The sequence below is a fragment of the Acidiferrobacterales bacterium genome (genome assembly GCA_028820695.1).
In the GTDB taxonomy this organism is placed as follows: Bacteria; Pseudomonadota; Gammaproteobacteria; order Arenicellales; family JAJDZL01; genus JAJDZL01.
This window is the reverse complement of record JAPPIB010000054.1, coordinates 22,382-47,343: the sequence shown is the minus strand read 5'-3', so window position 1 is coordinate 47,343 and position 24,962 is coordinate 22,382. Positions and strand designations below refer to the sequence as shown.

22 protein-coding genes, 1 tRNA gene and 1 pseudogene are annotated in these 24,962 nt (G+C 51.2%); 17 read left to right on the top strand and 7 right to left on the bottom strand.

Annotation, left to right across the window (positions count from 1 at the left end; translation table 11 throughout):
- The 4 genes from OXI60_10645 to OXI60_10630 form a co-directional block, all read right to left on the bottom strand.
- On the bottom strand, nucleotides 1-831 hold the full coding sequence (locus tag OXI60_10645; GenBank protein MDE0310271.1) for a carbohydrate ABC transporter permease: 831 nt from the start codon (nucleotides 829-831) through the stop codon (nucleotides 1-3).
- Nucleotides 832-843: 12 nt separating this feature from the next.
- Nucleotides 844-1,704 carry a sugar ABC transporter permease gene (locus OXI60_10640; GenBank protein MDE0310270.1) on the bottom strand — a complete coding sequence of 287 codons (861 nt, stop codon included), beginning with the start codon at nucleotides 1,702-1,704 and terminating at the stop codon, nucleotides 844-846.
- Nucleotides 1,705-1,968: 264 nt separating this feature from the next.
- Nucleotides 1,969-3,285, bottom strand: a complete 1,317-nt coding sequence (locus tag OXI60_10635; GenBank protein MDE0310269.1) for a sugar ABC transporter substrate-binding protein — start codon at nucleotides 3,283-3,285, stop codon at nucleotides 1,969-1,971.
- A gap of 269 nt (nucleotides 3,286-3,554) precedes the next feature.
- The gene (locus OXI60_10630; protein ID MDE0310268.1) at nucleotides 3,555-4,757 is read right to left on the bottom strand and encodes an ROK family transcriptional regulator; all 1,203 of its coding nucleotides are present in this window, start codon (nucleotides 4,755-4,757) and stop codon (nucleotides 3,555-3,557) included.
- Nucleotides 4,758-5,138: 381 nt separating this feature from the next.
- Between OXI60_10630 and OXI60_10625 the strand changes: the two genes are divergently transcribed.
- Together OXI60_10625 and OXI60_10620 are read left to right on the top strand one after the other, a co-directional pair.
- Nucleotides 5,139-6,095 (top strand): carbohydrate kinase, encoded by a 957-nt coding sequence (locus OXI60_10625; protein MDE0310267.1) that lies wholly within the window; start codon nucleotides 5,139-5,141, stop codon nucleotides 6,093-6,095.
- 69 nt (nucleotides 6,096-6,164) lie between these two features.
- The gene (locus OXI60_10620; GenBank protein MDE0310266.1) at nucleotides 6,165-7,037 is read left to right on the top strand and encodes a hypothetical protein; all 873 of its coding nucleotides are present in this window, start codon (nucleotides 6,165-6,167) and stop codon (nucleotides 7,035-7,037) included.
- 134 nt (nucleotides 7,038-7,171) lie between these two features.
- Here OXI60_10620 and OXI60_10615 read toward each other — a convergent pair whose 3' ends face one another.
- A complete protein-coding gene (locus OXI60_10615; GenBank protein MDE0310265.1) occupies nucleotides 7,172-7,855 on the bottom strand; it encodes an aquaporin family protein in 684 nt (227 codons plus the stop codon).
- A gap of 284 nt (nucleotides 7,856-8,139) precedes the next feature.
- Here OXI60_10615 and thrS point away from each other — a divergent pair, with 284 nt between their 5' ends.
- The 12 genes and pseudogenes from thrS (at nucleotide 8,140) to OXI60_10555 (ending at nucleotide 18,077) form a co-directional block, all read left to right on the top strand.
- Nucleotides 8,140-10,044: a threonine--tRNA ligase gene (gene thrS, locus OXI60_10610; protein ID MDE0310264.1), complete on the top strand. Its 1,905-nt coding sequence runs from the start codon at nucleotides 8,140-8,142 to the stop codon at nucleotides 10,042-10,044.
- A 44-nt stretch (nucleotides 10,045-10,088) separates the two neighbouring features.
- Nucleotides 10,089-10,586: pseudogene (infC, locus tag OXI60_10605) on the top strand (translation initiation factor IF-3).
- A gap of 27 nt (nucleotides 10,587-10,613) precedes the next feature.
- On the top strand, nucleotides 10,614-10,811 hold the full coding sequence (rpmI, locus tag OXI60_10600) for a 50S ribosomal protein L35 (GenBank protein ID MDE0310263.1): 198 nt from the start codon (nucleotides 10,614-10,616) through the stop codon (nucleotides 10,809-10,811).
- A 14-nt stretch (nucleotides 10,812-10,825) separates the two neighbouring features.
- Nucleotides 10,826-11,188: a 50S ribosomal protein L20 gene (gene rplT / locus OXI60_10595; protein MDE0310262.1), complete on the top strand. Its 363-nt coding sequence runs from the start codon at nucleotides 10,826-10,828 to the stop codon at nucleotides 11,186-11,188.
- Nucleotides 11,189-11,275: 87 nt separating this feature from the next.
- A complete protein-coding gene (pheS, locus tag OXI60_10590) occupies nucleotides 11,276-12,301 on the top strand; it encodes a phenylalanine--tRNA ligase subunit alpha (GenBank protein ID MDE0310261.1) in 1,026 nt (341 codons plus the stop codon).
- Between the two features lie 22 nt (nucleotides 12,302-12,323).
- A complete protein-coding gene (gene pheT, locus OXI60_10585) occupies nucleotides 12,324-14,699 on the top strand; it encodes a phenylalanine--tRNA ligase subunit beta (GenBank protein MDE0310260.1) in 2,376 nt (791 codons plus the stop codon).
- 4 nt (nucleotides 14,700-14,703) lie between these two features.
- On the top strand, nucleotides 14,704-15,021 hold the full coding sequence (locus OXI60_10580) for an integration host factor subunit alpha (GenBank protein ID MDE0310259.1): 318 nt from the start codon (nucleotides 14,704-14,706) through the stop codon (nucleotides 15,019-15,021).
- A gap of 36 nt (nucleotides 15,022-15,057) precedes the next feature.
- Complete coding sequence (locus OXI60_10575) at nucleotides 15,058-15,417, top strand: MerR family transcriptional regulator (GenBank protein MDE0310258.1); 360 nt, start codon at nucleotides 15,058-15,060, stop codon at nucleotides 15,415-15,417.
- 2 nt (nucleotides 15,418-15,419) lie between these two features.
- Nucleotides 15,420-15,496 (top strand) — tRNA-Pro (locus tag OXI60_10570).
- A gap of 54 nt (nucleotides 15,497-15,550) precedes the next feature.
- Entirely contained in the window at nucleotides 15,551-16,681 is a 1,131-nt protein-coding gene (locus OXI60_10565) for a serine/threonine protein kinase (GenBank protein ID MDE0310257.1), read from the top strand.
- A 24-nt stretch (nucleotides 16,682-16,705) separates the two neighbouring features.
- Nucleotides 16,706-17,296, top strand: coding sequence for a DedA family protein (locus OXI60_10560; GenBank protein MDE0310256.1), 591 nt, complete (start codon nucleotides 16,706-16,708; stop codon nucleotides 17,294-17,296).
- Nucleotides 17,274-18,077: a peptidoglycan DD-metalloendopeptidase family protein gene (locus OXI60_10555; protein ID MDE0310255.1), complete on the top strand. Its 804-nt coding sequence runs from the start codon at nucleotides 17,274-17,276 to the stop codon at nucleotides 18,075-18,077. The genes OXI60_10560 and OXI60_10555 overlap by 23 nt, the downstream gene beginning before the upstream one ends.
- A gap of 200 nt (nucleotides 18,078-18,277) precedes the next feature.
- Here OXI60_10555 and OXI60_10550 read toward each other — a convergent pair whose 3' ends face one another.
- The gene (locus OXI60_10550; GenBank protein MDE0310254.1) at nucleotides 18,278-18,649 is read right to left on the bottom strand and encodes an MTH938/NDUFAF3 family protein; all 372 of its coding nucleotides are present in this window, start codon (nucleotides 18,647-18,649) and stop codon (nucleotides 18,278-18,280) included.
- Between the two features lie 88 nt (nucleotides 18,650-18,737).
- Between OXI60_10550 and OXI60_10545 the strand changes: the two genes are divergently transcribed.
- From OXI60_10545 to OXI60_10535, 3 genes are all read left to right on the top strand, one after another.
- Nucleotides 18,738-20,051 carry a homoserine dehydrogenase gene (locus OXI60_10545; protein ID MDE0310253.1) on the top strand — a complete coding sequence of 438 codons (1,314 nt, stop codon included), beginning with the start codon at nucleotides 18,738-18,740 and terminating at the stop codon, nucleotides 20,049-20,051.
- A 10-nt stretch (nucleotides 20,052-20,061) separates the two neighbouring features.
- On the top strand, nucleotides 20,062-21,798 hold the full coding sequence (gene recJ / locus OXI60_10540) for a single-stranded-DNA-specific exonuclease RecJ (protein ID MDE0310252.1): 1,737 nt from the start codon (nucleotides 20,062-20,064) through the stop codon (nucleotides 21,796-21,798).
- Between the two features lie 208 nt (nucleotides 21,799-22,006).
- A complete protein-coding gene (locus tag OXI60_10535) occupies nucleotides 22,007-22,783 on the top strand; it encodes a 3'-5' exonuclease (protein ID MDE0310251.1) in 777 nt (258 codons plus the stop codon).
- A 16-nt stretch (nucleotides 22,784-22,799) separates the two neighbouring features.
- Here OXI60_10535 and OXI60_10530 read toward each other — a convergent pair whose 3' ends face one another.
- Nucleotides 22,800-24,842 (bottom strand): Rne/Rng family ribonuclease, encoded by a 2,043-nt coding sequence (locus tag OXI60_10530; GenBank protein ID MDE0310250.1) that lies wholly within the window; start codon nucleotides 24,840-24,842, stop codon nucleotides 22,800-22,802.
- Nucleotides 24,843-24,962: the final 120 nt, after the last annotated feature.

The window sequence follows — 24,962 nt, the reverse complement described above, 5'->3', positions numbered from 1 at the left end:
TCACTTCACCGCACCGAAAGTCAGCCCTCGAACAAGTTGCTTCTGACTGAACCAACCCAATATCAGAATTGGAGCGATGGCCATGGTCGAGGCAGCACTGAGTTTTGCGTAGAAAAGTCCCTCAGGACTTGAATAGCTGGCAATGAAAGCGGTCAGAGGTCCAGCTTTCGCTGCAGTGAGATTCAAGGTCCAAAATGCCTCATTCCAGGCTAGAATGAAGTTCAGCAAAATAGTCGACGCAATCCCCGGTACGGCCATAGGGGTCAGCACATAAAGAATTTCCGACCGCAATGACGCGCCATCGATCCTTGCGGCTTCCAGTATCTCTTTTGGAATCTCCCTGAAATAGGTGTACAGCATCCACACGATGATGGGCAGGTTGATCATCATGACAACAGCGATCAGACCGATGTGAGTATCAAGCAGTTCGAACTGAATGAACAGCAGGTAGATGGGGTAGAGGACACCGACTGCCGGCAGCATCTTGGTTGAGAGCATCCAAAGGAGAATATCCTTTGTGCGGCGCGACGGGGCGAACGCCATCGACCATGCCGCGGGTACCGCAACCAATATGCCGAGCAATGTGGAGGACCCGGCAATAATCACCGAGTTCCACAAAAATCGCATGTAGTCCGAACGTTCCTGCACAATCGAATAGTTTTCCAAAGTCCAATCGAAGAAAAGAAAAAGCGGCGGGTCAGCAATCGCCTGGGCTTCTGATTTGAAGCTCGTCAGCACTGTCCACAGAACCGGAAAAAAGATAACAAGACCGACTCCCCACGCGAGAATCGTGTTGATCACCTGACGTCTTGTTGAGGTGGTGATGGCCATGGTTCGCACGTGCTACTTGTCAAGGTTCCTGCCAACAATGCGCATCAGGAAAATGGCAACGATATTGGCGAGAATAATGGCGTAGACTCCGCCGGCTGAGCCAAGGCCTACATTCTGACTTTCCAGGACGCGCTGGAATATGAGATAAGTCAGAGTCTTGGTTCCGAAGGAGCCTTGGGTTGTCACAAAAATCTCTGCAAAAATTGACAACAGAAATATAGTCTGGATCAGGATGACGATGGTGATGGCCTGACCGAGGTGGGGCAGTATGATGTAAAAGAACTTCGCCAGCGCAGGCGCACCATCAATCTCCGCTGCTTCAAGCTGTTCCCGGTCAAGCGACTGGATGGCAGTCAGCAAAATGAGTGTTGCAAAAGGCAGCCACTGCCAAGAAACAATCAGGGTCACTGAAAAAAGCGAAGCCTGACTCAGCCACTCAATCGGTGCAAGACCGAAAAACTTCCACAAATGTGCGAAAAGTCCGTTCACAGGATCCATGAACATGTTTTTCCAGACCAGTGCGGAAACGGTCGGCATGACGAAAAACGGCGCGATAACTAAAATTCGGACAAATCCCTGGCCCCACATCGGCTGGTCCAGCAGAATTGCCAGCAATATGCCCAGAATCACTGTGATCAACAGCACACCGCCGACGATTGTGAGCGTTGCCTGAACGCTCGGCCAGAATGAACTGGAAGTGACAAATCGGATGTAGTTCTCAAATCCGATCCAGCCAAGATCACCGCCTCGCAGTGGCAGGTATTTCTTGAACGAGAAAAATATCGTCATTGACAACGGCACCAGCATCCAGACCAGCAACAGAAAAACTGCGGGTGCCATCATCATCCGGGGAATGGATCTTGCTTGCTGCATAGCCGTTGCGTCTGCCGTTTATTGTCACAGAGGACTACATGATAATATCAGAGGGCATCGCCGAGGCAATGGAACGACCACAGGTACTGTCGCACTATCGATTGCTGAAAGGACGTAAAAAAATGCCAAGGGATTGCATTTCCATTAGAAACCCTGAATCCCCTGGCATTTTCGATTTTGAACTAAGGTGATTGCAAGCCTATCGCAAATAGACTGTCCTAGGCAACCACAACTGTGTTCCTAAACCTATCTTTGGTCAGACCGTCAGTAACCGGCGGCCTCCATCTCGTCAGCTGTCAGTGCCTGGGCCTTTGCAAGCGCTTCAGCAACAGATTGCTGGCCAGCCAATGCGGCGGAAAATTCCTGGCCAACCTGCGAAGCGATGCCCGCGAATTCGGGAATTGCCACGAACTGCACGCCAGTATAGGGCACAGGATCAACAGTTGGGTTGGTCGGATCGGCTGCATTGATTGAGTTCAGCGTCATTTCAGCAAAGGGTGCAGCTGCCGCGTACTCCGGATTCGCATAGAGTGACATGCGGGTTCCGGGCGGGACATTAGCCCAGCCTTCCTTGGAAGCTACCAGTTCAGTGTATTCCTTGCTGGTTGCCCAAGCGATGAACTTCTTCGCTGCGTCTGTCGCATCTGAACCGGCTGGAATCGCAAGTGACCAGGCCCACAGCCAATTGCCTCGTTTGCCAAGCCCGTTGTCTGGTGCCAGCGCGAATCCGACGCTGTCGGCTACAGTCGAATCGTTCGGATTGGTGACAAATGAAGCTGCTACTGTAGCATCAATCCACATGCCGCACTTGCCTTGCTGGAATAACGAAAGGTTTTCGTTGAATCCATTTGTCGAGGCGCCCGGAGGGCCGTAGTTGTTCATCAGGTCGACGTAGAAATTGAGTGTCGCCGCCCACGCATCGCCGTCAAACTGGGGTTTCCAGTTCTCGTCGAACCAGCGCGCGCCGAATGAGTTTGCGGTTGCGGTCAAAAAAGCCATATTCTCGCCCCAACCGGCTTTGCCGCGAAGGCAAATGCCATAGATACCGTTGTCGTTGTCGGTCATTGCCTTAGCCGCATCCCTGATGAAATCCCAAGTCGGCGCCATGGGCATTTCCATGCCGGCTTTTGCCATCAGATCGGTTCTGTACATGACCATGGAACTTTCACCGTAGAAGGGCGCTGCGTAAAGCTCGCCATTCACTGTGAGTCCGTTCCGCATTGCGGGCAGCAGATCGTCCGCATCCCACGCCGACGGGAGATCGTTCAAAGACACCAGCCAGCCATTGTTGCCCCAGATCGGCACTTCATAGGTTCCGATGGTGAGGACATCAAACTGACCGCCCTTGGTCGCAATATCCTGAGTGACGCGCTGACGCAGCACATTCTCTTCCAAAGTTACCCATTCAAGGGTGATGTCCGGATTTTTCGACGTAAAGTCATCCGTAAGTCCCTGCATTCGGATCATATCGCCGTTATTTACGGTTGCTATGGATACTACGCTCGCGGCATGCGACTGCATAACCGCCCCAAACGTAACTGTAATCGCAAGCGCACTGGCTGCAATTGCTGTTGATTTCATACGCATGATGAAATTCTCCTAGAAAGAAAAAATTTTAATTTATCAATGTGATTTATTAAATTTGATATCGCGGATAATTAATATAGAATTTTGACCAGTGAGTCAAGCCGAATATTTGCGTTTTGGGTCAAATTGCGGTCGGACCAAGAATTGGCCTGAAGCGATTGCCTTTACTCAGTCTGCAGGGCAATGAGGATATCCAGGTGAACCGAATCCAGAGCAGGTCGCACGGCGATACCGATAATCCGGCACTCAGGTCTTCGCTGCTGTCACTCTTGTCCGGACATGGCGGCGCTCAGAGACTGGGGTTCAGCTGTCAAGGCAGCTTCAGGTGTGCGCAGTGTTCTGCCGGTCTTTGTCAGCAGATCGGTGTCGGGTGAGAATCTTCGCATAAGCGGCATCAGTGCCGCACCCAAGACCCGCGCGGATGGCCCGATCGTTCCAATCGAAATCTCGAAGGGCGACAGTCCCGCATGATTGAACTTCGCGCACTCGGCCGAAACGGTTTCGACAATACGCTTGCGCCATGCGGGACACAATATTCCGTCTATGACCACTTCCTGAAAATCGATCACACTCGTTGCGGAAATGATGGCATGTGCCAGGGCCGGCGCCATGCGGTGCATCCATTGTTCAAAAATAGTTTCCGCCGCGTCATCGGGTGTAAAGTTGAACAAGTCCGAAACGTCAATTCCAGCCGAGGCAAGCGAGCGTTCAAGTTCAATTGCCGATGACAGATGGATCAGCTGACTGGGCCGACCTTCAGAGTCGGTGCCGGACATCGGCATGGAACCGACGGCTCCAGCGTTGATCTGATCGCCGCGAAACAGCCGAGCTTCGATCACAACGCCGCCACCGACGAAAGTACCCAGGAAAAAATACATCGCGCTGCGCTGGCGAATCCGATCTCCGGCAATCATCTCCGCCGCGCAGGCCGCGGTTGCGTCATTGAAAAGCGAAACCGCAAGACCGGTCGAACTCTCGAACTGATCCACGACATCGATATTGCGCCAGTTTTCAAGTAATGTCGATTGCAACCCCAATACATCCGACCACTCGTGCAGGTCCCATGGCATCGCCACGCCCAAACCTACAATTCGTCTTTGCAATCGTGATTCGACCGATTTGATCAGTTCCTCTGAAGCCTTGATCGCCGCGGTCATGGTCGGTACCGGTAGTGGTGCGTCGTAACGCTCGGTGCGTGATGCGATCACATTGCCATGAAAATTTACCAGTATCGTCTCCAGACTGCGACGGCCGATCTTTACACCGACTGAAAAGGCACCTTTTGGGTTGAGAGCGATCGGGGTGAAAGGTTTGCCTACGTGGCCGCGCACACGCTTAAGCTTGATCAGAAGACCTTCCTCAATCAATGCGTTGACAATGACTGTCGCTGCCTGACCGCTGAGCCCGGTAGTGCGGGCGATTTCCGCCTTTGACAAGGCACCAGCCTGGCGTATGGCTGTAATCATCAAGCGCTCGTTGTAGGCTCTTATTCCTATTGAATCCCCGCCTCTCATAAATTTCTGACTCTCCGTTAGCCGACACCTGTCCGTGTAAACGTTTCAGACGGATGCATTTGAAATTCCAAAAATAATAAATCAACCTAATTTATTATATTGGCGGGAATCCAATGAATTGTCAAATTGGTCAACCGTGCCAGACCACTTGTAAATTGCATTCCCATTACACTGGGGTGACAGTCACCATCAGATAAATCGACCAGGGGATTTTCCGACCATGACTGGACGTGGGTTAAGGGAGTTTGGCACATCCGTGGTCTTCACGATACGGCCTGGCATCAGTGTCGTGTAATATGAACATCATGATCGACATCGGACATCAACTGAGTAATGTATCTGGTATGCGGCGAAGCGCTGTTTGACGTATTTATCGACGGCGAAAACAATAATGCAGGCAGGCTGCGTCTTGAAGCCCATCCCGGGGGATCGCCCTTCAATGTTTCAATAGGCATCGCGCGGCTCGGGGGCAGGGCGGCTTTGCTGACTGGAATGTCCAGAGGAACATTAGGCGAACATCTTGTGCGAACCTTGAAACGGGAATCTGTTTCGACACAGTATCTGGTCCGCTCTGGCAGGCGCACAACACTCAGCCTCGTCGGCGTAGACGATTTGGGGCAACCGGACTACGAATTTTATGGACTGGGATCGGCAGACTGCAGCGTGACATCCGAACTCATTCCTTCAATCGGCCCTGAGGTGAGAGGACTGCATTTTGGCTCTTACTCGATTGCGGTGCAGCCGATAGCCGACGCATTTTCGACGCTTGCAACGAAAAATACGAATCGGTTTATTTCTGTTGATCCCAACGTCAGAACCATGGTGGAACCGAATACGGATATATGGCGGCAACGCCTGAACGAATACGCTTCAAGCGCTGATCTGATGAAGTTCAGCAAAGAAGATCTGGAGATAATTTATCCGGATGTTGAAGGTGACAAAATCGCTGAGATGCTGCTTGAGGCGGGTGTCAAGCTTGTCGTGATAACCGATGGAGGAAGGACCGTCTCAGCCTGGACTCACAACGATCATGTCGTTCGTGTGACGCCGCCCGCAACACCGGTTGTCGATACGGTTGGCGCCGGTGACAGCTTTCAGGCTGCTCTACTTGTGAAATTGTCCGAAGATGGAAATGGCAATCCGAAAAAGGCTGTGGAATCACTCGGCAGCAAGGGTCTTGAGAACCTGCTGAATTTCGCGGTTCAGGCCGCACGCGTCACGTGCCGAAGACGCGGTGCGGACTTGCCGCACCGGGCTGAACTCTCAGACTACGTCTGCAACGAGTCCTGACCCCAAGCGAGAGACGTAAAATCTCAATCCAGCCTATTCCATAAAGAAGTACCGGAAATCCACAGCCAAGTGACCGATTATTCAAAAATAGCAGGTTTGATCGCCGAGGACTTTTATATGGGCCGATTCGACCTGTCGAACCGGCCGTCTGTCTCATCCGCATCATCGTGGGCCTCGATGCCTCATGTTGAATGCGTCAAATATTTACGCGATTCAAGCGCGAGTGATCTGACCGTCCTGCTGTTTATCACGTTCCTTGCCGCGGTAGATCGTTGCAGGGATTCCGAGAAGGTCTGGTGGAATGGATTAGAACTGTTTGAGGAACATCCGGAGGTATTCGACCCGCTGGCACTGTTGAACATTTCAGTCGATGATCTAGGTTCTATCCTGCACGAAACCGGTCTTTCAGAGGGAGATCATGCACAGGCCCAGGTCTGGCTGCGAATCGCTCAGACAATAACACTTGAGAGTCATTGTCCTGTCAGCCGACTCATCTACGGTAATTCTGTAGACGTCAAGAATCTGCTGGACGATCTGAGCACGCGCAGCGAGGAGGGTGAAAATCGTTTTCCGATTCTCAGTGGGGCGAAAGCAAGTTCCATCTGGCTGCGCATGCTGGTGAATCCTGGTGGTGCGAAAATCTCGCATCTGGATCGTTTGCCGGTGAATGTTGATTCATTTGTCAGCAAGGCAACCGACAATCTGGGCATGTCAAAGAAAAGCAATCTGGACTCGAACAAGGATGCAGAATACATACAGTCGGTCTGGAAAAGTGCCATATCAACTGCCGATTTCGAAGCTCCTGAAGGGTTCAGCAATACTTGTGCAGGACTCGACCCCGCTCTGTCATTTTTCAGCAAGTTCGGTTGTGGACACTGTACAAAAACCGGCAAACCGGTCCGAATCGGTATCGCCTGCAACCACTGCAGACTTTTCCTGTAGCCTGCGGGCAAGCTGAAATGGTTGTAACACCAAAAACTCGGACGCACCGCTTTCCAGACAGTGACTAATAAACGGACCGTATCGGACAGCAGGCTTTTTGGAACATCCGAAACTGACTTGCAAACCGAGGCGCTTCAACTCTCGGATTGCGGACTCGTCTTTCCGTAAAGCTTGTTGCACGCAAATAGCGCAACAACTGCGCCAACCAGTTGGGCAGCGATGAACATCGGGGCGTGCGGAGGGTAGATTCCAGAAAACGTGTCAGTCAGACTGCGCGCTATTGTAACTGCGGGGTTTGCAAAAGACGTCGATGCGGTAAACCAGTACGCTGCGGTGATGTACAGTCCTACAGCCATGGGTACGGCAGACGGTCGGGCCCGCAGCGTTGCCAGTATGGCAAGCACCAGTCCGAAGGTGGCGACTCCTTCGGAAAACCATTGTGACCCGCCAGTTCTGACTTTTTCGGACAGCTGGAATATCGGCTCTTCAAACATCAGGTGAGCTGCGAGCATGCCCGCAATGCCCCCAAGTATCTGCAATGCGACATAGGCACCAAAGACAGTCCAGCTGATATCCCGCTTAAGCGCGAAAACCAGCGAAACGGCGGGGTTGAAGTGCGCGCCGGATACAGGTCCAAGCATCGTGATCAGTACCACCAGAATGGCACCTGTGGCAATTGTATTGGCCAGCAGTGCAATGGCGACGTTTCCGCCAGCCAAGGTTTCGGCCATGATTCCTGACCCGATTACAGTGGCAAGAAGCAGGGCGGTTCCCAGCCATTCGGCAAATAGTGCCGCATATAGATTATTTCGTTCCATACGGAATCATTCCAGTTGACTCATGAAGAATTGGATACTTTCATGTGACTGTCATAGTCAGAGTTCCGGACGGCTGGCCGGTCACGCAGACTTATCAATACGTTGGGTATCCGTCCGCAAAATGATAAACAAATTCTAATCGCTATGTCGATGTTCTCCATCCACATATGTTGATCAAGAACAGATGTTTTCCTGCCTGATTATTCGGCTTATAATATGCACGCTTCCGGAGCACCGTCAAGGCTTTCTGCGGTGCGATTGTTTCCATACGTTATATAAGTGTTATGCCAATAATTTCATTGCCCGATGGGTCGGAGAGACATTACGCGTCCAATCCGACAGTCGATCAGGTCGCCGCGGACATTGGATCTGGATTGCATCGGGCCGCGATCGCTGGCGAATTCGCCGGCAATCTGCTCGACACTTCACGTGAAATCCAGTCCGATGGACGACTAAGAATCATCACCGGCCGGGATGATGAGGGACTGCAGATCATTCGCCACTCCACAGCACATCTTCTCGCCCAGGCGGTCAAGCGACTCTATCCGTCAGCACAGGTCACCATTGGTCCGGTCATTGAAGACGGGTTTTACTATGACTTTGCATTCGAACGCGGGTTTACCAATGAGGATCTCGAGAAGATCGAAAACTGCATGCGTGAAATCGCCGCCGAGAAACTCCTGATGAACCGAAAAGTCATTGGGCGGGATGATGCTGTTTCCCTGTTTCGCGACATGGGCGAGGAATATAAGGCACAGATTATCCATGACCTCCCGGAAAACGAGCAGATAACGCTCTATGAACAAGGTGATTTTGTCGACCTTTGCCGCGGTCCGCATGTGCCGGACACCAGTTTTCTCAAGGCGTTCAAGCTGACGAAAGTCGCCGGCGCTTATTGGCGGGGAGACTCAAGCAATGAAATGCTTCAGCGAATCTACGGAACCGCCTTCAGCTCCAAGAGTGATCTCGATACATATCTGAAGCAACAACAAGAGGCGATGTTGCGCGACCATCGCAAGTTGGGCGCTGAACTGGACCTGTTCCATTTTCAGGAAGAGGCTCCGGGTATGGCGTTCTGGCACGAGAAGGGATGGACTCTGTTCCGACTGGTGGAATCCTACATGCGCGACCTTCTGAAGGACTACAACTATACCGAAGTGCATACGCCCCAGTTGATTGACCGTTCGTTGTGGGAGCGGTCCGGACACTGGGAAACGTTCCAGGAGAACATGTTCACAACAGAAATTGAGAACAAATCCTATGCGCTCAAGCCGATGAACTGCCCGGGACACGTCCAGGTATTCAATCAGGGATTGCGCAGTTTTCGCGACCTCCCGCTTCGAATTTCGGAGTTCGGAATTGTTCATCGATATGAGCCGTCTGGTACATTGCATGGACTCATGCGTGTCAGACGCTTCACCCAGGACGATGCACACGTTTTTTGCACCGAAGAGCAGATACAGACGGAAGTGGAGACCCTGATTGAAATCGCATTGCGCGTCTACTCAGATTTTGGATTCAATGAAATTTCGATCGGATTGTCGACCCGTCCGGAAAAGCGGGTCGGAAGCGACGAGTTGTGGAATTCTGCCGAAAATGCGCTGCAGGCGGTCTTGGAACAGCGCGGCATGGACTACACCATGTATCCGGGAGAGGGTGCGTTCTACGGTCCCAAGATTGATTTCGTACTGAACGACAGCATGGGAAGAAAATGGCAGTGCGGCACAATCCAGCTCGACTTCTCAATGCCGGGACGACTCGGCGCTCAATACGTGGACTCCGACAGTACAAAAAGAACACCGGTCATGATTCACCGTGCGATTCTCGGCTCTGTCGAACGGTTCATCGGAATCCTGATTGAGGAACATGCTGGAAAGTTTCCCGTCTGGCTTGCGCCGGTTCAGGCGGTTGTGATGAATATTTCTGAAGCACAGAAAGAATATTCGTTTAAAATATCTGATTCGCTGAAGAAAGCCGGTATCCGAGTAGCTCTGGATTTGAGAAACGAGAAAATCGGATTCAAGATCAGGGAACAGACTCTGAATAAAGTTCCGTATCTTCTGGTGATCGGCAATCGCGAAGTGGAAAACGAACAAATTGCAGTTCGGGCCTTGTCCGGGGAGGATTTCGGCCCGCAGTCGATTGCATCTGTAATCAAGATGATTCACGAAGCAAGCAATTTGAACTGAATTTGAAATAAGGAGGCAACGAAACGGCTACTGACAAATTACACCGCATCAATTCGCAGATCGAAGCGACAACGGTTCGATTGGTCAGTGAGGATGGCAAGCAGATCGGAGTGGTACCTCTGGCCGAAGCAAAAAGCTACGCACTGGAAGCGGACCTTGATCTTGTTGAAATCTCACCTACTTCCAATCCACCCGTGTGTCGGGTCATGGACTATGGAAAATTTAGATATCTGACAAGCAAGAAACAACACGATGCGAGACGAAAACAGAAACAGATTGTTGTCAAGGAAATCAAATTCCGTCCAGGTACGGATATTGGTGACTACGATGTCAAACTGAACCGCTTGAGAAAGTTTCTGGAAGAGGGCAACAAGACTCGCGTGACGATGAGGTTTCGCGGGCGGGAAGTCACACATCCGAAGTTGGGACTTGAAATGCTTGAGCGTGTGAAAAACGACTTGGCGGAACTGGCAGTTGTTGAGCAGGAGCCTGTATTGGAAGGGCGACAGATGATTATGTTACTGGCGCCTGTGAGAACCTGATGGAATAAACTTATTTAGGATTTTTCAATGCCTAAAATGAAAACGAACAAGGGGGCAGCGAAGCGCTTCAAGCGCACTGCAACCGGAAAATTCAAGCGTGGTCACTCCCACGCTTCCCATATCTTTACCAAGAAGTCAACCAAACGTAAGCGCGGCTTGCGCAAGAGTACGCTCGTGCATTCGGCCGATACGTCGAAAGTTCAGAAAATGTTGCCTTACGCGTAGACGAGGAATTTGCAATGCCAAGGGTAAAACGCAGTGTGACCGCAAGAGCGCGGCACAAGAAAGTATTGAAACAGGCGAAAGGCTATCGAGGAGCCCGAAAGAATGTGTTTCGCGTTGCCAAGCAGGCTGTTATCAAGGCCGGACAATATGCATATCGCGATCGTCGACGCAAGAAAAGGGATTTCAGATCTCTTTGGATCATGCGCATCAACGCAGCCGCTCGCGAATGTGGCATGAACTACAGCAGTTTCATGCGAGGGTTGTCACTGGCCAGCATCGAGCTCGATCGCAAATCCCTCGCTTCCATCGCTGTCCATGACAGCGAGACCTTTTCCAGACTCGCTGAGAAGGCGAAGGTTGAGTTAAGCAGCGCTTAAAACGTATTCGCAGCTCTATCTGTCCAACCCACACAACCCACACATCAGCACCTGATTGCTCGCTAACGTATCTGGGCGATGCCGGAAATGGAGGCATATTCACAGCTGGATACTGTTGTAGCTGAGGCGAAAACCAAAATCCAGTCAGCCGATTCGCTTGAAGCGCTTGAAGCGCTTCGGGTCGAATACTTCGGGAAGAAAGGACGGATCACAACGTTGATCAAATCCATCGGTAAACTTCCCGATGAGGACAGACCTGCTGCCGGAAAGAAACTGTCGGACGCAAGAAACCAGCTGCAGTCGAGTCTCGAAGATAAACGCGAACATCTGCGCAAGCAAATCAGACTTGCGCGCCTCGCCAGCGAAAAGATTGATGTCACCTTGCCAGGGCGAAGAAACGCGACCGGCGGTCCGCACCCGCTCTCCAGGACAATGTTCCGGATGCAAGAAATTTTCTCCAGAGCCGGGTTCGACATCGCGGTCGGTCCTGAAATCGAGGACGACTACCATAACTTCGAGGCTTTGAACATCCCTGCGGAACATCCAGCCCGCGCGATGCAGGATACGTTTTACTTTCATGACGACCTGCTGTTGCGTACCCACACATCTCCGGTTCAGATACGGTATATGGAGAACAATAGCCCGCCGATTCGGGTCGTAGCACCCGGCCGGGTATATCGCTGTGATTCGGATATCACTCACACACCCATGTTCCATCAGCTTGAAGGACTGGTAGTAGACGAATCAACAACATTCGCAGACCTCAAGGGCATATTGGAATTCTTCGTTCAGGAATTCTTCGAACAGAACCTGAAACTGCGTTTTCGTCCATCCTACTTTCCGTTTACAGAACCTTCCGCAGAAGTCGATATCAGTTGTGTATTTTGTGAAAGCGATGGATGCAATGTCTGCAAGAAAAGTGGCTGGCTGGAGGTGCTCGGCTGTGGCATGGTGCATCCGGCCTTATACTCAAATGTTGAAATTGATGCCGAACGCTATGCGGGATACGCGTTCGGATTGGGCGTGGAGCGATTCACCATGCTCCGATACGGTGTCGATGACCTTCGGTTCTTTTTCAAAAATGATCTGGAAATGCTGGGCCAGTTCCAATAAGTCAGATGGAGATCCGTAGTCGATGATCGTCTCCACCAACTGGCTCGGGAAATGGGTTGACTTCAATCTGAGCAATGCGGAATTATCGGGCCGGCTGACAATGGCTGGACTCGAAGTGGGCACAGTCACCTCGGTAACGGACTGTGATGACCGGGTGGTCGTCGGATCAGTTCATGCAATCAGACCGCATCCAACCCGCAATCACCTTGCAGTGTGCATGGTGGATGCCGGAGGAGACCGCGAGATTCAGGTTGTCTGCGGCGCGCCGGTTGTGAAAGAGGGTGCGAAATACCCGATCGCTCCGGTGGGAAGCAAAGTCGGGGAGATCGTAATTGATTCACGGTCCATTCATGGCGAGACATCATCTGGAATGCTCTGTTCAGCCGGTGAACTCGGACTGGGGACAATGTTCGATACGTTGATGGAACTGGATTCAACCGCTCCAGTCGGTTGCTCATTGAACCGGTACCTGAATTTGCCGGACACCATTATGGATATCGAACTGACCCCGAACCGAGCGGATTGCCTGAGTATCCGGGGTGTCGCCAGGGAAGTCGCGATCATTGCCAATCAGCAGCTCGAATCGACGCCAGTTCAGTCCGTTGCAGCACAAACCTCAACCTCAATCCCGGTCACCGTGCTCGACCCGGAAGACTGCCCCAATTATTGCGGACGAGTGATCGAGAATATCAATTCCGAAGCCAGAACACCGGACTGGATGGCAACTCGGCTGGAGCGCATCGGCTTGCGCTGCATCCATCCGATTGTTGACATCACAAACTATGTCATGATGGAACTGGGTCAGCCGATGCATGCGTTCGATACTGATATTTTCGACTCTTCGGGAATCATCGTCCGACGTTCCAAAGCAGGGGAAAGACTCACGCTTCTCGATGGAGATGAAATTGATCTGGGTGATGGGATATTGCTCATTGCCGACCGAGACGGACCGAACGGCCTGGCAGGTGTAATGGGAGGTGAATCGAGTGGTATTCGTCCCGAAACCAGGAATGTTTTCCTAGAGGCGGCATTCTTTTCTCCACTCGCAGTTCGACGCTCGGTATCTCGATTCGGCAAACATACCGATGCCTCACATCGATTTGAGCGAGGTGTTCATCCGCTGCAGCAGGCGGAGGCAATGCAGCGTGCAACACAATTGATACTGGAAGTTACAGGTGGTGTTGCAGGGCCCCTTCAGGAAGTGACCAGCAAACAATATGTTCCCAAAAAGCAGTCCTGCACGGTACGCAAGTCCCGAATCGAACGCATTCTCGGTGTGACGATTCCCGAAGAACGAATCGAATCGATCCTGCGATCTGTCAACGATCGCGTGACAACGCTGGACAATAGCTGGGAAGTTGTACCGCCCGACTATAGATTTGATTTGGAATTGGAACATGATCAGATTGAGGAAGTTGCCAGGATATACGGCTATGACCAGATTCCAAGCACGATGCATGTCGGGATACACACGTCGGGCAGTGTACGTGAAACAACCATAACCGAGCAGTCCATCAGGGAAACGATGCATGGTCAGGGCTACTTCGAAGCGATCACCTATAGTTTCGTTGATCCTGATCTCCAAGGTAAGTTCAAACCGGAATACCGTGCGAAGTTACTGGCAAATCCGCTGTCTGAAAACATGTCAGCAATGCGAACCAGTCTTTGGCCGGGGCTATTGGGCGCATTTTTGGAAAACTACCGTCGAAACAAGGACCGTATCCGCCTATATGAAGTCGGCCGGGTGTTTCTGCCTGATCAGGAAGTCGATATGATCGGCGGTCTTTGTTATGGAATGGCGAATCCTCAGCAGTGGGGCTTGGACGAGCGCATGATTGACTTTTTCGATATCAAGGGCGACCTGTTTTCAATCTTGGACCTGACAGGAAAGACGGATCAATTCGAAATCAGGGCGCAACCGAACGAAGGTCTCCACCCGGGATGCAGTGCCAGCATCTACCACAATCAGCGAAAATGTGGTTCCATAGGACAAATTCATCCAGATATATTTAATGAAATCAACGAAGAAGATAAAGTTTTTGTATTTGAACTTGAACTTGATGTGATCGGACACAGGCGTCTGAATCAGTATAGTTCGATTTCTCGCTTTCCACCCTTGGTGCGGGATATTTCGATCGTGGTGGGCGCCGACATTCCAGTTGCAGATATTTCAGATGAAATCGACAGATGCGATCAGCCGTATCTGGAAAACATCACGCTTTTTGATGTATATTGTGGACAAGGCATTGATACAAATTCCAAGAGCGTCGCATATCGATTGACATTTCGATCTCACGAGCAGACATTGACTGACAACGAAGTCAATGCCAGTTTAAAGTCGATCCTGAGTACATTGAATGCGAAGTTCGGTGCACAGTTAAGAGAACAGGCGGAATGATCAGATGGGAGATAGTGTAATTGTAAAATCGGATCTGGTTGCGGAAATCCACGAGCATCTTGGATTGAATCAACGAGAATCCAAAGAATTTGTCGAGAATTTCTTCGAGCAGATTCGCGCCACACTGGAAAGACACGAGGAAGTGAAACTTTCCGGATTTGGAAGTTATGGGATACGCCATAAGTTTCCGAGACCCGGTCGCAATCCAAGGACCAAGGATGCAGTCACCATTACAGAACGCTGGGTTGTCACATTCAGAGCGAGCAACAATCTACGACGACGTGTCGCAAATTACTCATTTCCCACCGATTCCGGCGAATAGTATCAGGTTTGCATTTGATAATGACGCATTTCGTCCATGCCTCAAATCCAACCCATACCTAACAAGCATTACTTTACGATCGGAGAGGTGAGCAAGCTTTGCTCGGTCGAAACACATGTGCTGCGTTATTGGGAACAGATGTTTCCCGATCTCGAACCAGTCCGTCGACGAGGCAAACGACGTTATTATTCCAGACGTGAGATTCAGCTGATCCAAAAGATCATGGACCTGCTTTACGATAAGGGCTATACGATCGAAGGAGCAAAAAATCAGTTGAAACAGGATAATCAGGATAATACGGAAAATCCCTACGCTCATGCAGATCAGATCAATCAGACAATCGCACAACTTGAAACGGTGGTCGACATACTGACTACCGAGTCAACCAATCACTGATTCGGGGCGTAGCGCAGCCTGGTAGCGCACTTGCATGGGGCGCAAGAGGCCGGAGGTTCAAATCCTCTCGCCCCGACCATTCAAATGAAACTGGAGATTTTTCCTATATCTGCCTTGAACAAGGGATCCTTTGATGACCAAAACAGTAGTCTCCTCCTGGAATGACTTTGATCCGCTGAAACACATTATCGTCGGCAGGGCTGAGAACACCTGTATTCCAGCATGGGAACCAGCCCTGGAAGCAAAAATCGACAAGAACAGTGATATGTGGGGCATTTGGGGTCCCAGGCCGCTCGATACGGTCGAAAAAGCTGCACAAGAGCTGGACTATTTTGCACATGTTCTCAGTTCTCGGGGGATTCGGGTAGACCGTCCAACCCCGCTCCAATGGAATCAGACAGCCCACACGCCGGATTTCTCAACAAGAACACTTTTTGGCTGTATGCCGCCCCGAGATGTTCTGCTGACAGTGGGACGAGAGATTCTCAGCGCGGCCATGATGATGAGATGCAGGTACTTTGAATATCTTGCATATCACCCACTGATGCTACGTTACTTCGATGAGGACCCGTTGTTCAAGTGGGAGCAGGCACCTCGCCCGAGACTCACTGATGAAGCATACCAGACGGATTACTTTCAGGATGCAACATACGATGTGCTCTTGGACAAGACTCGGCGGTTGGATTTTGTCACCACTGAACACGAGCCACTGTTTGATGCGGCGGATGTGTTGCGTCTCGGCAAGGACTTGTTCTGTCAACATGGTGTCACCACCAACCGAAAGGCGGCACAATGGCTTCAGCGACATTTCCCCGATCACAGAGTTCACTGTATCAATTTTCCTGATGACCCGAACCCGATTCATATTGATGCAACGTTTGTTCCATTGCGGCCCGGACTGATCATCAACAATCCGGTTCGCAAACTGCCTGAGGATCAACGGAAAATATTCGAGGCCAATGACTGGGAAATTGTTGATGCTGCGTTACCGGCGCACGACAAGCCGCCTGCGCTTTGCTACTCCAGCGTCTGGTTGTCAATGAATGTCCTGATACTGGATCACAAGACGGTCTGCGTAGAAGACTCAGAAGTCAATCAGGCGGAACAATTGGATTCGTTGGGGTTCGAGGTGATACCGATCCCTTTCAGATACGCCTATGCATTTGGGGGCGGGTTGCATTGCGCAACTGCAGACGTCCGCCGGGTAGGCGAGTGTGTGGATTATTTTCCAAATCAGGTACCGGGAACCCAGATACGCAGTTAGGCAGCAAATGAAGTTCAAGGTTGATTGAAGTTGAAGTTTTCGCAGCGAATTTACGACCGGTCGCTCGAATTGGCTTCCAGCCGACATGCCCCAGCCTATCTCGGTGGGCTGAGTTTCACGGAAGCTGTGATCTTGCCCATACCTCCGGATTTTTTGCTGATTCCAATGGTATTGGCACAAAAGTCGAGAGCATGGTATTTCGCTGCGCTGACTACAATCAGTTCGGTTCTCGGAGGTCTCGCAGGTTATCTGATCGGTATTTTTCTTTACGATTCTGTCGGATTATGGTTGATGGAACTCTATGGCTTGGAAGAATACTTTCAAGTCTTGGGCACCTGGTATGAAGAGTATGGAATCTGGATGGTGCTGATTTCGGGTTTTCTTCCGATTCCTTACAAAGTGTTTACAATAGCGTCAGGAGTCTTTGCGATGGCAATCCTTCCGTTTGTCATTGGTTCTGTCATCGGTCGCGGCGCTAGATTCTTCGCTGTATCGTTGATCTGCTATTGGGCTGGTGATGCGGTTCATAGCATAATGAGAAGATATGCCACTCCGATAGGGTGGGTTTTGACAGTATTGGTTGTGATCTTAATTGTTTACTGGACACTACAATAAACTGGGGTTGTTTCTTCTGACCGGCGCCGCGCTCGTCGCAAGTGGTTGCGGGTCCGTGAAGAACGATGGGAGCACGCCCATAATCAACATGAACATCCAGGTCACGCAGTCCGCGGCCGATACAACCTATACGGGCAGAACTTCGATTGTACAGGCAGGCGACAACCTGTATTCGATTTCCTTTGCTGCTGGATATGATTATCGCGACGTGGCGGATTGGAACGGCATGGCCGATCCTGAACAGACGATCTATCCAGGTCAGGAGATCAAGCTCTATCCGCCAGAGGGCAAAGAGTTCTCAGGGTATCAACAAGCCGTTGAAGATCCTCCGCCGCAGCCGGTATCAACGACCGAGAGTACAAGCAGCAAACACGCTTCGCCTCCAAAAACCGTACCGACCGTGACGTCAGGTCCGTCTGAATGGATTTGGCCAGCCCAGGGTGACATTATCAGCAGTTTCTCCAAGTCAACCCGACAAAATGGGATTCAGATTGCGGGGGACAGCGGTGCTCCGGTCAAGGCAAGCGCTGATGGGAAAGTGGTCTACTCCGGCACCGGACTGATCGGTTACGGCAGAATTATCATCGTCAAGCACTCGCCACAGTTCCTCAGCGTCTATGCACATAACTCGCGGGTAATCGTCAAGGAGGGCGAAACCGTTGCCCAGGGTCAGAAAATAGCGGAAATGGGGAGTACTGACGCAGATAGAGTCAAACTCCATTTTGAGATAAGAAAGAATGGTACACCTGTCGACCCGACGCATTATCTGCCCAAGGGTTGATGCCGCACGCTGAGTTTCGCGCAGTTCCGACCACGCAACTCATTTCACGCGCAGTCCGATAAATCCACGCGAACTGCGATTCTCACTCGATGCAGTGACTGCTTCTCGGAAGTTCGTCTGATCTGCCGGCCAATATGGGAATACCGACCGTCATACGCCGCGGCTGCGACCATAGCCATTCCCCTGAATGGATCCGGTCTTTATCCTGACAGTAAGGCGGCAATGACTTTCCGATCATCTCCGATCAGAATATTGAAAGTGTTGCATGCGGCTCGGGAATTCATGATTTCATAGCCGCATCGTTGATCAATGAGAGGCTGCAGCAATTTCAGATCAGGGAAAACAAGTTCCCGCCCGGTCCCGAGAATGACGATTTCCGCATCGAATCTGGCAAATCTTTCGAAATCCGGGACATCCAGTTCACTGACAGTCCTTGGTGCCCAGTCGGTCAGGACATTATCAGCCGTCACAATGATGCTCTGTGTATACAATACACCGTTTACAAGAAACTCGCCGGATGTGTATTGTTTGATCAGGTTAGCCCCGGGTAAGTCTGATCTGCTAAGTTCCATAACAGGTTGTGAGAGCTGGTTGGAGCAACAAATATAGCAGTTTCATGAATCTATCTTTTCCAAATATTCACGATTTGATTTAACTTCGATGAAACCAGTCAAAATTGGAATAATCGGTTTGGGCACTGTCGGATGCGGTACGCTGACTGTCCTCCGACGCAATTCACAGGAAATATCACGTCGCGCCGGACGCGAAATAGAAGTTGCCATGTGCGCGGTCAATGATCTCAACAAATCAAGAGACCCCATTGTGGACACAGTGGCGTTGACCGACGACCCGGGTCGAATATTGGAGTCTGCGGACATCGACATTGTCGTTGAGCTGATCGGTGGTGTAGAGCCGGCACACGACTACGTTACCCAGGCACTGCGCAATGGCAAGCATGTCGTCACGGCGAACAAGGAATTGCTCGCGGTGCGAGGAAAGGAACTGTTCCAGACAGCACAGAATCAATCACTCGTCATTGCATTCGAAGCTGCTGTCGGAGGCGGGATCTCGATCATCAAGGCAATTCGGGAAGGTCTTGCCGGCAATCGGATTGAATCACTGATTGGAATCATCAATGGAACGAGTAACTATATCCTGACAGGAATGAAGGAAAAACACTGTTCTTTCAATGAAATGCTTGATGATGCTCAGAGACTGGGTTATGCGGAAGCAGACCCGACTTTTGACGTTTCCGGAATCGATGCAGTTCACAAGCTGATCATACTGGCATCCATCGCTTTCGGTGTACCCTTGCAGGAGATTCGTGATGTACACCGGATCGGAATTGAGTCCATCACCTACGACGATATCGCTTACGCGGATGAGCTTGGATTCAGCATCAAGCCATTGGCAATTGCAAAACGAGGTGAGAATGGCGTGGAAACCAGAGTTCATCCTGCACTTGTCTCCAATCGTCGACTGATTGCCAATGTCAATGGGGTCATGAATGCAATCCTGGTCACTGGTGACGCGGTTGGCAGAACTTTGTTTTACGGAGCTGGAGCAGGGGCTGAGCCGACCGCTTCCGCAGTGGTTGCTGATCTTGTCGATGTGGTCCGTGTGATGACCAGTGACCCGGAGAATCGTGTTCCGCATCTCGCATTCCAACCCAATTCCATCACGCCGTTGCCGATGCTGTCCATTGATGACTTCTCAACAGCAAACTATCTGCGCCTGACTGTCGACAATCAGGCAGGCGTGCTCGCTGAAGTGACCAGGATTCTTGGTGATCAGGGAATCAGTATTGAGTCGATTCTACAGAAAGGAACCGGTGCTCATGAGGACGTTCTTCCGGTCGTGATCATCACCCAGGAAACCGTGGAGTCAAACATGCTGCGTGCAATCGCACAGTTGGAGTCATTGGAATCGGTGCGAGAGTCCATTACCAGAATCAGAATCGAAAGCCTGGCCTGATCCGATTTTCATGTCTGCACCAAACTCAGCGTCGAAAAAGAAAGTTGTTGAAAGAGTTCCGGTTCGTGAAACACCGCTAGAGGGAATTCATCCCGTATTGGACAGGGTATACAGAAATCGGGGTGTAAAGGACCCGAAAGAACTGGATTATTCTCTGACCAACTTACTCCATCCTGCGGGACTCGCAAATCTGGACGATGCAGTCCAGATTATTTTTGATGCGGTCCAGGCGGATGCGCTAATCCTGATTGCCGGAGACTACGATGCCGATGGCGCGACAAGCTGCGCACTGGCCTACTTGGCATTGAAAGCATTCGGTGCCAGATGCGTCAGTTATGCATGCCCGGATCGCGTGCGATTCGGATATGGACTTTCGGAAAAGTTTGTCAATTATCTGTCGACAACACAGCCGGACGTGCTGATCACCGTTGACAATGGCATTTCCAGTATCGCCGGAGTCAAGCTGGCGAAGGAATATGGGATTACCGTAGTTGTCACTGACCATCACCTGCCTGGCGATAGTTTGCCCGAAGCTGACGCGATCGTCAATCCGCGGTTGCCGAAAGATCAGTTTGAAAGTAAGAATCTCGCCGGTGTCGGCGTAATCTTTTACGTGCTCTCAACACTGAAAACCCGCCTGGCCGAAGCCAACTGGTTTGCTGATGAGGGAATCAAGGTGCCGGTTATGGCTGACTATCTGGACCTGGTCGCTCTCGGCACCATAGCAGACGTCGTGCCACTGGACAGAAACAATCGGATTCTGGTCGCACAGGGATTGAGGCGAATCAATTCCGAAAACTGTCGTGTCGGCATCCGGGGATTGCTTGAATCTGATCGTCGAACAATCGGCAAGATCAGCTCTGAAGATCTGGCGTTCTCAGCAGGTCCGAGACTAAACGCTGCTGGCCGACTTGACGACATCAGATACGGAGTCAAGTGTCTCACCAGCAATGACCGTTCTGAAGTGTTCGGACTGCTGGAGAAAATCGAGAACTTCAATCAGCGCCGACGCGATCAGGAACACAAAATGGCAACTCAGGCAATGAGCCAGGTCGAGCGGCTAGAGAACAATCTGGACGTGAGCAAGTATTCGAATTGTCTGGTGAACCAAGACTGGCACTCTGGAATTGTCGGCCTGATTGCGTCTCGTGTTCGCGAGCATACCGGTCGGCCGACAATCGTATTCGCACCCGATAATGACGGCAACCTGCGAGGCTCCGGGCGATCCGTCTGGAATGTCAATATTCGCGATGCAATCGCAGACGTTTCGAATCTGAATCCACAGCTTGTTGTTCAGTTCGGTGGCCATGCCATGGCCGCTGGTCTGACGATTGCTGAAGAGTCGTTCGAGGAATTCAGTGATCGCTTTGAAGACGTCATTGCCCGATATCAGGAACACCAACCGGCGGAAGATCGAATTCTGACTGACGGCGAAATCGAATCGCTCGACCTCGACACGGCTGAGGCAATTCGCAATGGCGGTCCATGGGGTCAGGCATTTGAGACTCCATTGTTTGATGGGCGGTTTGAGATCGTTCAATATGCCGTGGTTAAGGAAATACACTTGAAAATGACTGTCCGGTCATTGAAACACTCCAAGACAGTTGATGCGATTTTCTTCAGATACTTTCAAACTCATCACCAGCCGCCGGACCTGTCCACGTACACAATGATCTATCGGTTGGAAGTGAACGAGTTCAGAGGAAGAAAAAAGCCGCAGCTGATTGTCCAGCAGCTAAGTCAATAACAAAACGCAATCGCGCGCACATCTGTCGGCAGCAGGGGATTTTCAACCCAACCCAACCCGGCGGTTGTGGTATCGTGTGCATACCTCAAGAGAGATTCGCGTTCTGTAGACCATAGTCCAGTTCTGGAGTCGGCTCTGACTGACAACCCGCATGACCGCGCTCATATCGCTGATCGTAAAATCGTAGTTTGAAAATTCGGATGCTCTGATGCTGATTGCTTTCGATATCGAAACGATTCCGGACCTTGAAGGGGGCCGGAAACTGTTCGACCTGGATGGAATTGACGACAAGGAAACTGCCAAGGCAATGCTCGCCGCCCGGCGGGAAAAGGTAGCGAATGCGGATTTTCTCCCATTGCACCAACATCGGGTCGTCGCGATTTCGTTAGCCGCTCGATGGGGCAAGGATCAATTCGGAGTCCGAACACTCGGAGATATTGAATCCGACGAAAAGGAGATCGTCCAGAAGTTTTTCAATATCGTCGAAAAGTCGCCCACGCTCATTTCGTGGAACGGTAACGGCTTTGATTTGCCTGTGCTGCAGTATCGGGCAATGATTCACTCCATCCCCAGTGTCACTTACTGGGATACCGGCAAATTCAACAGCGACTTCAAATGGAGCAATTACCAAAGTCGCTACCATAACCGCCACGTTGACCTGATGGATATCCTTTCGCGATATCAGCCAAGAGCATGTGCGCCTTTGGGCGACATCTGCAAGCTGATCGGACTGCCAGGGAAACTCGGGGTAGGGGGCAGCAACGTTTTTGATGCCTATCTCGAGGGAGATCTCCAGGGGATCAGGGATTACTGCGAGATCGACGCGCTGACTACATTCCTTGTCTATCTCAGATTCGAACTGATTCGAGGCATCTACACTGAGCAGCGCTACGAAAACGAACTGCAGCTTGTCAGGAACTGGTTATCCGAATCGGATGCTGGTCTGTTTCAGCAATTCTTGAGTGCCTGGAAGCCGAACAATTGATCGGATGCCACAAGGTCTATGTGGCATCGTCATGACTGTGCTGAACCTCCCGACTCCTTGATCTTTGCGAACGCGGTTTTCTGTTTCCCCGGTTATTGGAATGGCCGCCAGCTGATTTCGCACGCTCCGTCGAGTTGCCTTGCCCAGACTTGCTCTGCTCGTAATGAATGGAGTTGCCCGAAGGTCTTGTTCGTGAACGTTTCGGTTTGGACGTTGTATTTCGTCGCCCCTGTGTTGCCGTTCGCTCACCGCCCTGAGGCTTCCTTCTTGGTCTCCTGGTAGTTGATGAGCCTTTCGCAGTCCTTTTCGCTGGCGATTTGCCCTTGGACGGGGGCTCGTCGACTTTCGATGGACCGGCTGGAGCCGCATCATTCCGTCCGGGCCCGAACAGACTCTTCACAACCCGCTTGAGCAGTGGACCTGAGGTCTTGCTCTTGTCGGATATGCCGAGCACGTCGGACTGTTGGACCGCGGCAGGTTTTTCGTTGCTGCCGGCTCGGAGGAAGTTGTAGACCTCGGGGGCACGGTTGGGCAACTGCAATGTGTAGCTGATCGAAGCCTCCTTGTCTTCCAGCTCGGCAGAAGTGAACTTGACGAGCTGATGATCCGGCGTCAGCATCGAGCTTGTCGGAACAATCACGATTCTCGTACCCATTCTCGATTCGATCATGTTCAGCTCATGGCGCTTCTCATTCACCAGAAATGTTGCGGCCTCGACCGGCAGATGTGCGTGAATCAGTTCGGTACTTTCCTTAAGCGCCTCTTCTTCGATGATCCGAAGGATGCTCAGGGCACTGGAAGTGGCGCTGCGGATGAATCCATGTCCCTTGCAGCGGGGACATACATCGTGACTGGACTCCTCAATTGAGGAACGCAAGCGCTGTCTGGACATCTCCAGCAGGCCGAAACTGGAGATCCTGCCAATTCGAGTGCGGGCGCGATCAGATTCAACCGCCTCATTGAATCGCTTTTCCACAGTCCTTCGGTTTCTTTTGTTGACCATGTCGATCAGGTCGATCACGATGAGTCCGCCAACATCGCGCACCCGAAGTTGCTTGGCAATCTGATCCACTGCCTCAAGATTCGTCTGCAACGCAGTCTCTTCGATATCGGCTCCCTTGGTAGACCTCGCTGAGTTGACATCAATTGTGACCAACGCCTCAGTCTGTTCGATGACAATCACACCGCCGTTTGGGAGTTTCACGTTTCGTTCAAAGGCATCCTTGATCTGATGTTCAACCTGGTAGCGTGAAAACAGCGGAACCGTGTCGGTGTAGTGCTGAACCTGCACTTTTGCCGAAGGCAATACCTCATTGACAAACTTGCGGGTCTCCTCGTACAGGTCCTCATCGTCAATCAGGATCTGATCGATATCCTCGCGCAGATAATCGCGTAAGGCACGGGCAACGAGGCTGCTCTCCTGATAGATTGGAAATGCCGCTTTCTTTGAATCGGCAGTCGACTCGATGATTTTCCATAGATTGAGCAAAATCCCAAGGTCTGCCTGGAAGTTCTCAAGCGTCTGTCCGATTCCGGCTGTCCGTGCGATAACAGAGTGTTCCTCCGGCACCTCGAGTTGCGACATGATTTCCTTCAGCTCATATCGATCCCCACCTTCAATCTGCCGTGATATTCCGCCGCCTCGCGGGTTATTGGGCAACAGTACAAGATAGCGACCGGCGAGACTGATAAAGGTTGTCAGGGCGGCGCCTTTGGTACCTCTTTCATTTTTCTCGACCTGAACGATCATGCTGTCACCGACACTGATGACATCCTGTATGCGGACTTGTTGCCCTGCCGAGACGGAGGGCGAAGAGCGGCTGGAAAAGTAACTCCTTGATATGTCTTTCAAGGAGAGAAAACCTTGTCGTTTGGTGCCGTAATCTACAAAAACGGCTTCAAGACTTGGTTCAACTTTCGTTACTATTCCCTTATAGATATTACCTCTTTTGTTTTCGTTATTGGCAAATTCAATATCCAGATCAACAAGCGTCTGACCCTCGACGATGGCAACCCGAAGCTCTTCTGAGTGGGTTGCGTTGAACAACATTCGTTTCATTATCTGATTCTCCGAATTGCATCACAACGAAACCGACTGATAAGTCCGGTATCGGTCCTGTATGATCGGAATGAAAGGGATATGCCATCTCGAACATGATATCTCTTGAGTGATGCAGTT

Bases quoted from the DNA above. Each gene is read 5' to 3' on its own strand.
- OXI60_10580 (MDE0310259.1), top strand. From the start codon at position 14,704: ATGGGAGATAGTGTAATTGTAAAATCGGATCTGGTTGCGGAAATCCAC.
- OXI60_10550 (MDE0310254.1), bottom strand. From the start codon at position 18,649: ATGGAACTTAGCAGATCAGACTTACCCGGGGCTAACCTGATCAAACAA.
- OXI60_10640 (MDE0310270.1), bottom strand. From the start codon at position 1,704: ATGCAGCAAGCAAGATCCATTCCCCGGATGATGATGGCACCCGCAGTT.
- OXI60_10615 (MDE0310265.1), bottom strand. From the start codon at position 7,855: ATGGAACGAAATAATCTATATGCGGCACTATTTGCCGAATGGCTGGGA.
- pheS (MDE0310261.1), top strand. From the start codon at position 11,276: ATGGAGGCATATTCACAGCTGGATACTGTTGTAGCTGAGGCGAAAACC.
- rpmI (MDE0310263.1), top strand. From the start codon at position 10,614: ATGCCTAAAATGAAAACGAACAAGGGGGCAGCGAAGCGCTTCAAGCGC.
- OXI60_10645 (MDE0310271.1), bottom strand. From the start codon at position 831: ATGGCCATCACCACCTCAACAAGACGTCAGGTGATCAACACGATTCTC.
- pheT (MDE0310260.1), top strand. From the start codon at position 12,324: ATGATCGTCTCCACCAACTGGCTCGGGAAATGGGTTGACTTCAATCTG.
- thrS (MDE0310264.1), top strand. From the start codon at position 8,140: ATGCCAATAATTTCATTGCCCGATGGGTCGGAGAGACATTACGCGTCC.
- rplT (MDE0310262.1), top strand. From the start codon at position 10,826: ATGCCAAGGGTAAAACGCAGTGTGACCGCAAGAGCGCGGCACAAGAAA.
- OXI60_10575 (MDE0310258.1), top strand. From the start codon at position 15,058: ATGCCTCAAATCCAACCCATACCTAACAAGCATTACTTTACGATCGGA.
- OXI60_10635 (MDE0310269.1), bottom strand. From the start codon at position 3,285: ATGAAATCAACAGCAATTGCAGCCAGTGCGCTTGCGATTACAGTTACG.
- OXI60_10630 (MDE0310268.1), bottom strand. From the start codon at position 4,757: ATGATTACAGCCATACGCCAGGCTGGTGCCTTGTCAAAGGCGGAAATC.
- OXI60_10530 (MDE0310250.1), bottom strand. From the start codon at position 24,842: ATGAAACGAATGTTGTTCAACGCAACCCACTCAGAAGAGCTTCGGGTT.
- OXI60_10545 (MDE0310253.1), top strand. From the start codon at position 18,738: ATGAAACCAGTCAAAATTGGAATAATCGGTTTGGGCACTGTCGGATGC.
- OXI60_10625 (MDE0310267.1), top strand. From the start codon at position 5,139: ATGTATCTGGTATGCGGCGAAGCGCTGTTTGACGTATTTATCGACGGC.
- recJ (MDE0310252.1), top strand. From the start codon at position 20,062: ATGTCTGCACCAAACTCAGCGTCGAAAAAGAAAGTTGTTGAAAGAGTT.
- OXI60_10565 (MDE0310257.1), top strand. From the start codon at position 15,551: ATGACCAAAACAGTAGTCTCCTCCTGGAATGACTTTGATCCGCTGAAA.
- OXI60_10535 (MDE0310251.1), top strand. From the start codon at position 22,007: ATGCTGATTGCTTTCGATATCGAAACGATTCCGGACCTTGAAGGGGGC.